Here is a 14,065-nt window from a genome sequence, read left to right as displayed (position 1 = left end):
AATGGAAAGGACTAGCTTAGCTTCTCAGGCTGGTGCTGCTCATTCCATTTCCACAAGTCAATGACAGTATTCTGACCATCAAGACACTTGCAACCATCTTTTTCTGGCAAGCCTTTCAGATACTCAAAGGCTGAGGGATCATAATCCTGTGCCACAACAATTGCTCGTGAGGGGAAATAGGGTTTGAATTCCATCTCATCGCCATCCATCATTCGGATTCCGAACTTGTCTGTTTGATCGGCGAAATCCATCAAGTCGATTTTGTCAGCGATACCATCTATGGCACGAATGAAGCTAATGCTATCGCAAAACATATTCATCCTGCTTTCTGATTTGTCCATATCAGCATACTTGCCTTTGTTCGCCTGACTAAGCATGGCATCAATGACGCCTTCATCGCCATTTCGTTTCATGAGTCTTGGCTTGATGGAAATTTCCCCACCATATTCCTCGTGTACAAAACGCGCCACACGATCCAGAAACGGATGCTCTATTTCTTTGAGCAGTTGATCTACAAAGATGGAGAAACCACTATATGCACCATTTCGTGGTCGCTGTGTTATTTCATAATTCCTCTCGAAATGTTCTCCAAGGACGGAGGCTACTTCTACGGTCTCTTCGAATTCAGGTGTCTTCGGCGCAATGAGTGCTGTAATGGTTTCTTTGTTTTCAGCCATGAAGATAACTTTCTCATCTGTGCTGAAAGAAGATAGTCCTCCCAGCTCTAATTCATTTGAGAAGTGCCTTGCAGCGCTTACAAAGCTGGAAAACAATGAAGGATCGATATTCTTCTTCAGCCGCGAATACAGAGGCACGCCGGAATCAGCGTTGAAGATAATCACTCCTTCTATTTCCATATGTATGCATATCCCCTATTATTAGCTGTACGACTATACGACGATATACCTTCCTTAAGAAGGCATCGGGTCCCTTCGATGAACATACCGTACTCACGGTTCCGCGAAGTGACTCCTGTCACCATTATATGAACTTGTAGTTATGTGAACACGAAGGGATTTTAACTGCACCAAAAGCCTTAGAACAATGCCAAATGTCCTTGAATCAGTAGAATTTCCCAAAGAGGGGAACCACTAGATGACTTCAGAAGTCCAAACGGCGGATTTTCTTGTGATTGGCTCAGGTATTTCAGGGCTCCTATTCTCTTTGAAGGCAGCAAAGCACGGTTCTGTCAATCTCATCACAAAGGGGTCGTTGACAGATTCTGCAACCCTTCGAGCACAGGGCGGAATTGCTGCTGTTGTGTCACCCAAGGATTCCTTCGAAAAGCACATCAAAGACACAATGCGGGTCGGAGAGGGGCTCGGCCATCCTGAAGTTGTAGAAGCCTTCGTGAAGGAGGCGCCCGCGAGAATCGAAGAACTTGTAGAAATGGGTGTTGACTTCTGTAGAGCAGAGGATTGTGATTCATACGATTTGGGCTTGGAAGGTGGTCATAGCGAGCGACGAGTTCTTCATGTAAAGGATCATACTGGTCGAGATGTGGAACAAGTTCTTGCTGCAAGAGCTAGAGAAGAATCCAACATTCACATTTTCGAAGACCATACATCTGTAAATCTCTATACCAAGAACAACAGGGTGCTTGGTGCTTATGTCTTGGATGGCGATATGGGAAAAGTAGAAACGTTTGCATCCAAGATTACTGTTCTAGCAACAGGTGGTGCTGGTAGAGCCTTCCTGTATACCAGTAATCCCGATGTGGCGACCGGGGATGGTATAGCAATGGCATACAGGGCAGGAGCGACCATGATGAATTGTGAGTTTGTACAGTTTCATCCTACGCTTCTGTTCCATCGTGAGAAGCGTAATTTCCTCATTTCAGAAACTTTGAGGGGTGAAGGTGCAAAGCTTCTTGGACCTGACGGCGAGCGGTTCATGGATGAATACCATCCAGATGCGGAGTTAGCACCTCGAGACGCGGTATCCAGGGCCATTGATAACGAACTCAAACGAACAGGCGCCGATCATGTCTGGCTCGATATATCATTTCGTGATGCTTCATTTATCAAAAACCGATTCCCCCTCATTTACGGGAACTGCAAAGAGGTAGGTATAGAAATCACAGAAGAGCCAATTCCGGTTGTACCTGCAGCTCACTATATGTGCGGAGGAGTCAAAGTCGACATGCAAGGTCGAACAGATATCAAGGGGCTTTTCGCAATAGGAGAGACCGCAGCAACAGGTTTCCATGGTGCCAATCGAATGGCGTCCAATTCATTACTTGAAGGTCTTGTACTTGCCAATCGAGCGGCGCAAACAGCGGCTGAAGTTATCAAGAAGGTCAAACTGAATACGAATATTCCAGCGTGGGATCCGGGTGAAGCGACGGATCCAGATGAGCGTATTATTGTAAGTCACATGTGGGATGAAATACGCAGAACTATGTTTCATTATGTTGGTGTGGTTAGATCGAATAAGCGACTGGAACGCGCAAGACACAGGATTGAGCTTCTACAGGACGAAATCAGTCAGTACTATTGGGATTTCATCATCACAAAAGACCTGCTTGAGCTTAGAAACATCGCAGATGTGGCTGATGTCATAGTTTCCTGCGCGAGACTCCGTAGGGAAAGCCGTGGGACACATTACAACAAAGACTATCCACAGAAAGCAAATGAACAAGTAGATACACTTCTCAAAAAGGGATACAAACGGGTAAAGTAGCGCATAGTATGCAAGGTGGGATTCTAATGGCGTCAGTTGAAATCCAAGGACTTACGAAAACATTTGGAACAGTAACAGCAGTTGACAATCTCTCATTCGAGGTACGAAATGGAGAAATCTACGGCCTTCTGGGTCCAAATGGAGCAGGGAAAACCACTACACTGAAAATTCTGATGGGTCTTCTTGACCCTGATTCTGGTAGGGTGAGAGTCATGGGTGTGGATAGCCTCGCGAAGCCCGTAGAAGTAAAATCACTCGTTGGATATGTACCAGAAGAAACTGTATTATACGAATCTTTAACTCCACGGGAATTATTCGAATTTATCGCATCCGTTAGAGAAATTTCAGAATCTGTTGCCAACAAGAGGGTTTCAGAAATCGCCAAAGCTCTCGATTTTACCGAATATATGGAAAAGATGATTGTAACACTCTCATCGGGCAATAAGCAGAAGTGCCTTCTCATGGCAGCATTAGTTCATCGTCCGAAACTCCTGATTCTGGACGAGCCATTCTCAGGTTTGGATGCCAGAGTCGTAAGAATCCTAAAAGACGCCATTCAGATTCACGTCGATACGGGAGGTTCGGTTCTCTTAAGCACACACATCATGGAGGTAGCACAATCTCTCTGTGATCGAGTTGGCATAATTGACGAGGGAAATCTAGTTGCTGAAGGTACTCTTGAAGAGCTTCGAACACAAGCAAAACAGGAAGGGGCGACGCTGGAACAGATTTTTCTTAAACTCACTGAACAAGTTGATGAGGTTACTGAAGGTGTGGATGCACTACGGGAGGCATTTTCCGGATAATGGAATTCAGAAAAAAATGGGAGCTTGCTGGAACAGTTATTCGAGAAGCAAGATTCAGAGCGCAATTAAGTTCGAATCCCTCCTATCGATCTAGGGCGAAGGAACAGCCAGAAAAGATCATGCGAAACGTCAAGCGAAGCAATACTATCAGTATGGCATTTACAACATTTCTTGTTGTTGTGCTAGGTGGCGTTTCATTGGGATTGATTGCTTTCGGAGACCCATCACAATCCGGTGTTACAACAATGACCGTAGGTGTCGGTTCTTTTCTTCTGCTGAGCTTCGTGCTGATTTTCTTCTTGAACCTTGTAGGGACTTCGGGTTTCTTCATGTCAGGCGTAGCAACATTTGCTGCGATGTTGCCAATGTCTCAAGATGATTTCGAGGATATCATGTTTCTTGCATTCATGAGGGTATTTGCAGGTCCTTCAATAGCAATCATGACTGTTCTTCCAGTTGGTTTTCTTATTCTGATAGGACCTATGGCAGCATTGAGCGCTTTCTTCGCCTGTGGAATTACAATCCTAGTTTCCTTCTCGATACTGATTCTGGTCGCGCAATGGTATCAAAGAAAATCACTTGAACAACCCGGCTCGAAGCTCTCCACAGTAGTCCGCGTGCTGACTGGCGTAATGCTCATGGTAGGAATAATAGCGGTTTACTCAGTAGGTAATTATCTCCCAGTTCTAGTAGATCTATTGATTTCACTCTCACAAAACTACGGGCTTATCATTGATATTCTATTCAGTCTCGTGTTCCCATTCACTCTTGGAATGGTTACCGCCATTGCAGCTTATGGTTTGCAGGTATCAACCGAAATCATTGTGCTTTCGATTGGCGCCGCTCTCTTTTATGCAGTAGTTGCTGTTCGAGGATATCGCATTGCAAGAGAACGGCTCAGAAAAGCAGTCATGGGTGGAGTTGAAACCCAAGTAGCTACCATTGTGAATCAGCCCATCGAAACTACTGGTTCGATTAGGGCAATTATCAAGAAGGACCTTCGACTTGCCACAAGAGACTTGGGATCACTTACAATACTGATCTTTCCACTCATGCTGCTTATTGCGTGGGCGCCTTCACTTGCTATTATGGCGGAAGGCGGAATCGACCTTCTGAGTTTAGTAACAATGATGGTCATAATTCAGAGCTTCTCAGGAATCAGTATTACTGGGCTGTTAGGGATAGACACACAGGGAGCATCAATCTATGATGGGCTGCCTCTCAGTTCAATGATGAATCTGAAGGCGAAAGCTGTCCTATTCACAGTAACATATGTCTTCTTTATGACGATCGTTTCAATCATTCTTCTGATTGGAATTCCGTTCTCATGGTTTGCTCTCTTCATACCTTTTGTTCAGATGCCTCTTGGGTATGGTCTGGCTCTTGCTGTAGGGGGAGTACTGTCAAGAGTAATCGGAAAAGGAAGGATCGTGGCAGTTAATCCAGTGAACAATCAGAAAGCCACATTCGTCGCTTTTCTTGTATCACTAAGTGTGGGGTCGCTTCCTATACTTGGATTTCTTTTGGGCACGTATTTAGCACAAGAAATTCTTGTGGGTATCGGCCTACAGGGCATTCTCATAATCATAGAATCATTGGTAGCAGTAAAGGGTATTCCGAAGTTACTCAAGAATTGATTCAGAAGTATGTTAATCAAGTATATTGAGTGCTCATTGTTGAATCGCTTTACTTGGCGAAAGGAAAAGAGGAGTCCCGGGTCATTCTCTCGAAATAGGAATGCCCGGTACTCTCTAAGATCAATGGAAGAACATCTATTCTTCGAGTTCTCCATTCATGAGGGCACGATATGCACCCATGTCGAACTGTCCATGGCCAGACAAATTGAAAACAATAGTCTTCTCTTCATCTTTGGCCTTTGCTTCCCTTGCCAAATCGATGCTTGCTTTGACAGCATGTGCTGATTCTGGTGCTGGAATGATACCTTCCTGTTGAGCAAAGAAGATTCCAGCTTCCAGCACTGGGATTTGATCATAGGCCACAGGCTTGATACGGTCCTCGTGCCTGAGAGCACTCAAAGTTGGAGCGCAGCCGTGATAACGTAGCCCACCCGCATGAATCCCGGGGGGAGTGAAATCTTTTCCAAGTGTATACATCTTCAGTTTCGGTGTGATTCCGGCAGTATCACCGAAGTCATAGCGGTATTCCCCTTTTGTAAGGGTTGGACAAGCAACAGGCTCAACAGCTATCAAATCCGCGTCATCAAAACGGCCATCTGCGATGAAAGGATATATCATCCCAGCGAAATTGCTTCCACCCCCAACACAACCCACCAGAGCATCAGGTGTTTCATCAACCGACTCAAGCTGAGCAATAGCTTCTTGTCCAATGACAGTCTGGTGGAGGAGAACGTGATTGAGAACCGACCCCAGTGTATACTTGGTAGATTCATCAGACAAAGTGTCTTCCAAAGCCTCACTGATGGCTATGCCAAGCGTCCCGGGATGGTCCGGGCTATCAGTAAGTAGCTGTTTTCCGAATTTGGTTTTTTCAGATGGACTAGGCACAACTGCTCCACCATAAGCCCTCATGAGTGTGCCTCGGTGCTCTTTCTGGTCATAACTCACGCGCACCATGTATACCATTGCTTCTAAGCCGAAATACTCACAAGCAAGAGATACAGCAGAACCCCACTGACCCGCACCGGTTTCGGTTGCCAGCCGCTCTACGCCTTCCTTCTTGGCGTAGTATGCTTGAGCCAATGCAGTATTTAGCTTATGGCTGCCGGACGGGCTTACATCTTCCCGTTTGAAGTATATCTTTGCGGGCGTATTCAACGCTTTTTCAAGTCTCCTAGCCCTCTGAAGTGGAGTAGGACGGCTGTAATGAATCAAAGCCTCTCTAACTGGTTCAGGTATTGGAATGCGTTTCTTTTCCGACATTTCTTGACGGACGCACTCCTCAGCGAATATGGCCATCAGTGCCTCCGGTCCAACCGGTTCCTCAGTTTTCGGATCCAGTGGCGGTGGTAAAGGGCTTCGTAAATATGGGAGAATGTTGACATACTCTTTCGGCACATCTTCCTTGTCGAGTGTTATTTTGGTACTAATTGCGTTCATTCTTGGTTAGTTCCTTCTTTCAAATTTGTTACCGCTGATGCTGAGAATGTAGAAAACTGTCTAAAGACAACTAGATTTGTTGAGAATATGTCTCCGGAGCAGGAGAAACTCAGCAGAAATAGCAGGAGTGACGAGTGTACAGGGGTATAAGCCTTAGCTAGATATGTGGTTGAGAGAGCCCTAGGGGCCCGTAATACCATTGGCGGTTTTGCACGCTCACACTCGTCACCGTTTCATACCTCAGTTGCGGTTAGGCGGTTCCTTTCGGTATCCTATTTAAGTTTTACTCATATTTGTACATTGATGTATGTTTTTGTACATTGATGGGCCCTTGCGAAATCATATCCTAATCTAGTTGCTATCGGGATTGAGGCAGGGGTTTTGTTCAGATCAGGTCATCAGCGACCTTCCTAAGCAGGTCAAGTTCCTGCAGAGACTGTGGGTTCACCATAAACCAAGAAGTTGTAACTAGTTCCTTTCCGGGAAGAAGCTGACGGTTGAGGCTACTAGTACCAGTAAGAATCAAGTCACCAACTCCGATGTATAATAGTTCAGCCTCTTCAAATGACGCTGTAAGACCCAAACCCAGGGGTTCCTCTTCTGAAAGAACCTCGTCTTCAATCCATATGCAATTGGATGAAGGCATTATGGCAAGAGGGTATCTAGCTAGCTTGACATTCTGTTTCTCCCCTTCCCAATTCATATGTGTCATGATATTGGATACGTCGCCGTCGAATGCGGGATCTACCACAAAAGTAGGAGATATCTTAACAGGGGCGGAGGTAGAATTCTTGATAATCCATCTGGCTGCAAGTAAAGGAGAGTTTGGGAATGTGTAATACTGAAGACGGAAAGAAACGCCCTTTACTGAATCTTGGACCTTTCCAGTCCAAGAAATCTCAACTCCACGCCACAACCCCTTTTCGCATATGCTGGCAGACATGTCCTCTTTGTTGGTCTCAGCGCTCGATAGGTTTTCGTTCAGTTCGTCATCCCAAGTTATCGGTTGTATTCCGCCATAATAATTTGCAAGTATCGCACCTGGTTTAGGTCCTCCCTCAGGGAAAGTTGAAACCAGCAGCTCAGTACCCTTCGAATTTTTCAATGAGTAAACGCAGCCGCCATACTCAGGAGAAACCCTGAACCGGATTAAACCATTGTAAACTTCATAGGACTGAAGTCCGCTGTCTTCCAACTGATCAACAGAAACACGAGTATTCGATTCACCGAGTTGAATGATGCGAAAGTCCTTCTTGTAAGTGGTAGCAGCTTGGATTACTATAGTCCCCTCATGGATACGGAAACCATCAGGAAATGCTTCCGTTGGAGTTAGTCTTATTCTGAGTGAAGTCACGTCTTTAAGCTCAATTTGCTCAGCGGGTTCATCTTCACTAGGTGGAATTACCTCTGCCGACCATCCATTTGGAGCCTGAACAGAAGCTTCAACCGTTAGGGGGGCAACAATTCGCTTATGTATCTGGGCGTGGATTTCGCAATCGCATGGCTCATCAATAGTACAGGAATCTACTGAGATATCTACAATGGAATGCATTTCCAGCGATTCCTGTTGTCCAAATTCAATGGAAGACTTACGCAAGATTTTTTCCTGCCATGTTCTCCTAACATCCTGCCAATCACTTGCTTTGGTGAGAAACCATATTTTGGAAATTCTCGCCGTTTCTCCGGGCTCCAAGGTTCTAAGGGGATATTGGAGGTATGCAGTTTGATCGTTGCCCATGTGAATTTCATCAATTGCCTCCAAATCGAAGAGTTGGCCCTTAGTTAGCCCGCGTTTATTCGATGCAATCCAACCCTCGGAGAATGTGTCTGGAGAACTAGGTACGGAAGGGTGTGTGAAAAGGTCGTGAATAAGACCTTGTTTGACAATGCCGTCTTTGAGTGGAACAGTCACAGTTCCAGGAGACAAATCAATACCTTGGCTTCCACAGTACACACGCAATTGCAGCTTTTGTCTATTTTCACCTTCGTTGGTTATCAAAACTTCGTGAGATATTACACCGCTTTCATGCTGGAAGAAAACTCGGTCTTCAATTTTCAAAGGTCTTTCAGGGTGACGGCCCACCACCGATACAGTAATACCCTCATCACTCTTCTCCGTTGAGAAATCTCGTTCAGCATATCTGAAAGGATCCATTCCGAAAGGAGGTCCAACTTGTGAACGTACCTGAAAGAGCGAACCGGTCCTATTGTGAATATCTCGTACTCTCAGCATTGCACCCTCAAGGCTCATAGTAGCTTGGTAATTCACTCCATTGATAATGACATCATTGTTCCTTTTGTCTTCAAAGGCAGAAACAATTCCTGATTCACCACAGAAGAGAGGAATCTTGAAATCTCGCGTTTCGATGGTCTTTCCATTCTCACCTAGTTTCTCATCAGTTTTGATTTTCGCTACTATTGCGTATTCTCCAGGTTCTGTTTCATAATCAGCGGAAACAAGAGCATTGACCCCTGAAATCCCCTCTCGTGAAATATCAATTCTACTCTCTCGTGGTTCAATTTTGAATGACGAATGATCGACTTCTAAATTCAGAATTGCAGAGCACTCTTCCTCAATAGAACTCAATACGGTAATTGGTACATTAGAAGAACCGCCAGGGATAACTCTCGAATGAGGCCATCGATTCTTAATGTCCGCAATAGGCTTGATGACCATTCCAGTTTGGAAATTCATCTCAACCCCATTCATGTGTATATTGGAATCTATTGCAGGGGACCGAATGTTCTCTCTATGAATAGGAGCAGAGGAGCTGACAACAAATGGTACTGTCCATTGGTATGTATCACCAGAATCAACATCAAATTCAATCGAGGGCTCTCCCTTGAATTCAAGAGCAGGGAATGAGTTCAGATTGACCGTAAACGAGAGCTGTTCGTCGCTATCGTTAATCACTTCGAGAATATACTGCCCAGTGACTCCACAAAGAACCTTATGACTGTCAACTCTGGCAGATATGGTGATACGCTGGCCGTTTACTGTGCGATCTATGGAAGATATCGCCCTCGCATGACGATCGACTATGACCGTCAAATCGTCTTGGTCGCGCTCGAAATTGTAGGCATAAACATCCATCCCCTTGTAGGTCATTTCATCTGGCTTTTGGGTTAGTTCCCGTTTCTGAAAATCATACCATTCATTCTCCTGCATTCCGTCGAAGAAAGGCTCTGAAAACGGATGTTCGAGAATTGCAGGAATATAATCCTCCATGTGAACTCCAGAAGCTTCAGGGTTCCACATAAGTCCGACTTTCTTGTAAAGCGGAACGGCCCGCGTATTGCCAGCCCAAGTGTGTAGGTCTACTCGCTTGTAACCCTCATTGCGCACAATCTGAATAGACCTAAGAAGTAACTTCTTGCCAACTTTCTTGCCGAGAGCCTCAGGCCTAACCCCTAACACACCAACATATGCAGCATCCTCGTCTCGCCAATGTTCGTGTAAGGTACAGGATCCAACAGGTTTGCCGTCATCAGATTTCACGGCTATAAGTATGGCAATGGCACTCATCTTGTCATATCGGTCTCGTACCCGCTGAGCATCATAGGGAACGCCTTGAGTGTATCCGCTAATCCACAGTTCATCCCACGAGTTATACATTTCAGCAAGTTCCGCAGCCATTTCGGGCTTGTATCTAACAATTTGAACATCGAGTTCCTCAGACATAATTTTTCATTCCTTGAGCTTGCCACCCATTTCGATCAGAGAATTACTGAATGCGGTAGTATCTGGCCACTCAATATGACTTTTCCGAGCATTTGTGACCAGTAGACCTGCAGCAATATGCGGGGCGAGAGGGATCATCACCGAACAATGATGCAAATACAGTCGGGATATCATCCAATGATATGCTTGGAGGAGATGGTTTCTGAAATTGACCAGATTACCGTTATCATTTTAGGATGAGCGTTGTTCACCAGCATATGCAAGAGATATCTCTGTCATTCTTTGCGCGAAAAACGGATCAAGTAGCCATCGATTTAATCGGCAAACGGATTAAGAAAGGCAAAATGCAGGGAAGGATAGTGGAGACAGAAGCATATATGGCCGAACCTGGTTCCCACGCATATAGAGGGAAGACTCCACGAAACGAAATCATGTTTGGTCCACCAGGAAGAGTCTACGTGTATATCTGCTATGGAATGTATAATATGCTCAATTTTGTGTGTGAAGAAAGGGGTATACCTGGAGCCGTCCTAATCAGAGCTCTCGAACCATTGCAAGGCATCAAGACGATGCGCGAGAATCGTGATGGAAATGAGAACCTAACAAACGGGCCAGGTAGATTAACTCAAGCACTGGGAATAGACCGTTCTCACAATGGTGAGAAAATCGGAGAAACGATTAAAGTATTAGATTCTGTTTGGCAAGTTGGAGAGATTGAACAGACAACTAGAATTGGATTGTCAGAAGGATCCGAATTGCCGCTTCGCTTCTATGAAAAGCAAAACAAATGGATAAGCAGGAAGTGAATGGCTCACCCACAATCAAAGGGAACCGTCGTCGAAACGAACAAGGAAGGTCCTGATTCGCTTGGCGGGAATATCAAAATGAACCACAGTCCCATTCTCAACTTCTATTCTTCCGCCATTCATCTCTTCAGCCAGATTCACAGTCGTGGCCTCGATTATGGGAAATCCAAACTCAAGAGTGGATGAATGCTTTTCACTTCCGCAATTCCAGACTCGTACAATCAAACCATCACTATCTTCAGCTTTCTTTATAGCCGAAATCTTGACTGGTTCAGGATGTACTTTGACAAGACTGGTCCTTTCTTCATTCTTTGACGTATCAATGGGAGTACCATATTCGGCCAGAAGCGGTAAGAGATAGTTCTCTACCTCAGTTTGTACATTTGCTTCTAACCAATCACCCTCGTGGGGGACTAGTGCGAATTCAAATTCATGCAGCCCGGGACACTGTGCACCAGGAGTTCTCATAACGGGGCCTGCAGTGTCGCTCCTAGTCTTCATTCCGATTCGAGATAACCATCCCACGCATCGAAGTAGAGTCAACGCAACAGTTCCACCTTGTCCTTTTAGAATCTCGAATTCAAGAAGGCCCTTGGTGGCTACCGTTAAGCCGCGCTTCCCAGAATTCATACTTACGAAGCTTCGAAGAGGGTATGTGGGAGGCATTGGTTGATACCAGTCCTCGTGAGCTTGGTGGTGGATTGGGCGTTTGATAACATCGAATGCAGAATCGGCGTGACATGTCTCGGCTTCAGTTCCTGTCGGGAAGAGAATCCGTAGTCGATGATCCTCAGCATTATTCTCGAATAGAATTCTTGTCTCAATTCGGGGAGAATCTGCTTTCATAGTAAGTTCAATTGTATATGGACATACAACTGTAGATTCCACTCGACCTCTCCGTTTTGGATCAGCTGAAGATGGAAGAGAGAACTCACCTGTCATGCGCAGCTGGCCAAGAATAGGCCCTTCATGAATAACTTCGACAGATTGTAGAGTATTGCTTGAGCGGATGCTTTTGTGATTAGGAGCCGGACAGTAGTCGTACTCGTCTCCAATATCCTCTGAATCTTCGAATTCCAGAAGACCATCATAGACCTCTTTGGTTCTCTTATCAAGCAATGATATGGTGCCAGTTTCAGCCACTACAATTCTAACAATGTTGTTCTCAAGCCAATTCTCACCTGCTTGAACTTCTCCCTCTATCTTGTAGCTGGCATGCTCTTCCTCTAGACCAAGTTTTAGGGTACATGTGCTCAAACCCTCCGTGTCAATTAAGGACGCTATCCGTATAACCTCATGTTCATCCTGAACGAGAGTTGAATCAGTATTTGGTTCTAGATGAGTGCCTAGAGATTGATGAGGAATCGAATTACCAGTCTCGTCAAATAGCTGAATTCCTCCGTCCATTGCTGTTGTAGCGTGGGGTTTTCTTCCCCAGACTTCAACGATTTCGTTCTCAGAATTTACACGAATTCTATAGATTGTCGGGATTTCCTCCACGATATGCTCCATTCCCGGGAAGAATGCTATAAGATTGGAAAAATCGAATTCAAATTCGGTAACAGTATCCCCGTTCAAAGATATCTCTCTGGTCGAGGTGGGATTCATGTCGAATCCCTGCTGACGCACAAACGCGATGTGTACCTCATTCTTAGCCGCCTCCAGAGGGGATTCAGGTTGAAGGGCGGGATCATACAGTTGAATATCACCAAGTTCTGCAAATCGAAGATTTGAAAGGGGAATACTACAGGTCACTACCTCTCTTCGAGCGTAAGGAACCGGATTGAAAAGCACTAGACTATGTGATGAATCAGCATGCCGTTCTTTGATTCGTTCCCAAGAATCAGCAATAAGGCTATCAGCTATCTCATCAGTCCACCGGAATCTCTGCATCATATCTTCATGGACTTCATCGATGCTGCAACCGCATATGTCATCATGCGGGTGGCATTTTAGCAGATATTTCCAAGCCAATCGGATCTTTTCAGCAGGGTACTCTTTCCCAAGCAGGTAGGCCAAAGAGGCCATCGGTTCTACGAGCCGTTCCATCTTTCGCTGCAACCGCTCATTTTCCTGCTTCAGATAGATTCGCGTAGAATAGACACCAGATAGCAGATTCTGATATTTCGATTGTCTGAATTCTTCGCTAACGGATTGAAACTCGTCTGCATGTTTTTTGACAAGAGCCATGAACTCCGGTAGTGTGCCGATTTTCACCTTTCCCTCATGGTTTTCATTATACCGAGCAACAATCTCAGGAAGGTGAGCCTGCGGCTCCAGATGGTCTGAACCATTCATAAGCAGTACAGTATCGATATTCGACCAATCCTTGAGTTCATGGATGACCTCTGTAATCATCGAAACTGCATCATCGATATCTTCAGGTAGATTGGCGATATTTCCGTATGACAATGGAAGCCAGTGTGTATGGACGGAAGTTCCTTCAGGGGCATTCCAGATAAATTCAGAGCCAAGGTCATCAACTTCGTCACCAGCGCCCCTTGCAAAAATAGCAGAGTCATATCCGAATCCAGCAAGAATCTGAGGTAGCTGGCTCACATGACCAAATGGATCAGGGGTGTAGCCAACGTCCATAGGAGTTCCGTATTCATTGGCTATACGTTTACCAGTCAGCAGATTCCGGATTAGCGCCTCCCCAGATACTAAATATTCATCAGGCAGGATATACCATGGACCAATTGAAATCCTGTCATTTTGAATAAAGGAACGAAGTCTGTTTTCTTGGTATGGCCTAACTGCCAAATAGTCTTCAAGCACAACGGTTTGACCATCAAATGTAAAATGTTCAAAATTAGGATCGGTGTCCAAGATATTCAGGAGCTTATCGACCAAATCAACAAGCTTGAGTCTGAATTCTTGAAATGTGTGATACCAAGCTCGATCCCAGTGTGTTTCGCTGATTATTATGGCGTCCAAATTATCTTCGCGCAACAATATCCACCTTGGAGGCACTGAGAATAGAGATTGAGCACACAAGAAAAATCAATCGTT

At 45.2% G+C, this 14,065-nt stretch carries 8 protein-coding genes; 4 read left to right on the top strand and 4 right to left on the bottom strand.

Translation table 11 applies throughout. The features are described 5' to 3' along the window. Positions 1-11 precede the first annotated feature (11 nt). Positions 12-857 carry a hypothetical protein gene (locus tag GF309_16100; GenBank protein MBD3160302.1) on the bottom strand — a complete coding sequence of 282 codons (846 nt, stop codon included), beginning with the start codon at positions 855-857 and terminating at the stop codon, positions 12-14. A gap of 238 nt (positions 858-1,095) precedes the next feature. On the opposite strand from GF309_16100, the gene nadB reads away from it, so the two are divergent. Genes nadB through GF309_16085 form a run of 3 tightly spaced genes read left to right on the top strand, consistent with a single transcriptional unit; the run spans position 1,096 to position 5,125 of the window. After that, the gene (gene nadB, locus GF309_16095) at positions 1,096-2,682 is read left to right on the top strand and encodes an L-aspartate oxidase (protein MBD3160301.1); all 1,587 of its coding nucleotides are present in this window, start codon (positions 1,096-1,098) and stop codon (positions 2,680-2,682) included. Positions 2,683-2,708: 26 nt separating this feature from the next. Next, complete coding sequence (locus GF309_16090; protein MBD3160300.1) at positions 2,709-3,488, top strand: ATP-binding cassette domain-containing protein; 780 nt, start codon at positions 2,709-2,711, stop codon at positions 3,486-3,488. After that, on the top strand, positions 3,488-5,125 hold the full coding sequence (locus GF309_16085) for a hypothetical protein (GenBank protein ID MBD3160299.1): 1,638 nt from the start codon (positions 3,488-3,490) through the stop codon (positions 5,123-5,125). The genes GF309_16090 and GF309_16085 overlap by 1 nt, the downstream gene beginning before the upstream one ends. A gap of 135 nt (positions 5,126-5,260) precedes the next feature. Here GF309_16085 and GF309_16080 read toward each other — a convergent pair whose 3' ends face one another. Both GF309_16080 and GF309_16075 read right to left on the bottom strand, forming a co-directional pair. Beyond that, a complete protein-coding gene (locus tag GF309_16080; protein ID MBD3160298.1) occupies positions 5,261-6,565 on the bottom strand; it encodes a TrpB-like pyridoxal phosphate-dependent enzyme in 1,305 nt (434 codons plus the stop codon). A gap of 385 nt (positions 6,566-6,950) precedes the next feature. Beyond that, positions 6,951-10,247, bottom strand: a complete 3,297-nt coding sequence (locus GF309_16075) for a GNAT family N-acetyltransferase (GenBank protein ID MBD3160297.1) — start codon at positions 10,245-10,247, stop codon at positions 6,951-6,953. Positions 10,248-10,504: 257 nt separating this feature from the next. Here GF309_16075 and GF309_16070 point away from each other — a divergent pair, with 257 nt between their 5' ends. Next, positions 10,505-11,053: a DNA-3-methyladenine glycosylase gene (locus tag GF309_16070; protein ID MBD3160296.1), complete on the top strand. Its 549-nt coding sequence runs from the start codon at positions 10,505-10,507 to the stop codon at positions 11,051-11,053. A gap of 15 nt (positions 11,054-11,068) precedes the next feature. Here the strand turns inward: GF309_16070 and GF309_16065 are convergent, their stop codons facing one another. After that, positions 11,069-14,050 (bottom strand): hypothetical protein, encoded by a 2,982-nt coding sequence (locus GF309_16065; protein ID MBD3160295.1) that lies wholly within the window; start codon positions 14,048-14,050, stop codon positions 11,069-11,071. Positions 14,051-14,065 lie beyond the last annotated feature (15 nt).

The organism is Candidatus Lokiarchaeota archaeon (genome assembly GCA_014730275.1).
Taxonomy (GTDB): domain Archaea; phylum Asgardarchaeota; class Thorarchaeia; order Thorarchaeales; family Thorarchaeaceae; genus WJIL01.
Note: the sequence above shows the minus strand (reverse complement) of the source record. Positions and strands in the feature narration are given on the sequence as shown.

Bases quoted from the DNA above. Each gene is read 5' to 3' on its own strand.
- GF309_16070 (MBD3160296.1), top strand. From the start codon at position 10,505: ATGCAAGAGATATCTCTGTCATTCTTTGCGCGAAAAACGGATCAAGTA.
- GF309_16090 (MBD3160300.1), top strand. From the start codon at position 2,709: ATGGCGTCAGTTGAAATCCAAGGACTTACGAAAACATTTGGAACAGTA.
- GF309_16075 (MBD3160297.1), bottom strand. From the start codon at position 10,247: ATGTCTGAGGAACTCGATGTTCAAATTGTTAGATACAAGCCCGAAATG.
- nadB (MBD3160301.1), top strand. From the start codon at position 1,096: ATGACTTCAGAAGTCCAAACGGCGGATTTTCTTGTGATTGGCTCAGGT.
- GF309_16100 (MBD3160302.1), bottom strand. From the start codon at position 857: ATGGAAATAGAAGGAGTGATTATCTTCAACGCTGATTCCGGCGTGCCT.
- GF309_16080 (MBD3160298.1), bottom strand. From the start codon at position 6,565: ATGAACGCAATTAGTACCAAAATAACACTCGACAAGGAAGATGTGCCG.
- GF309_16085 (MBD3160299.1), top strand. From the start codon at position 3,488: ATGGAATTCAGAAAAAAATGGGAGCTTGCTGGAACAGTTATTCGAGAA.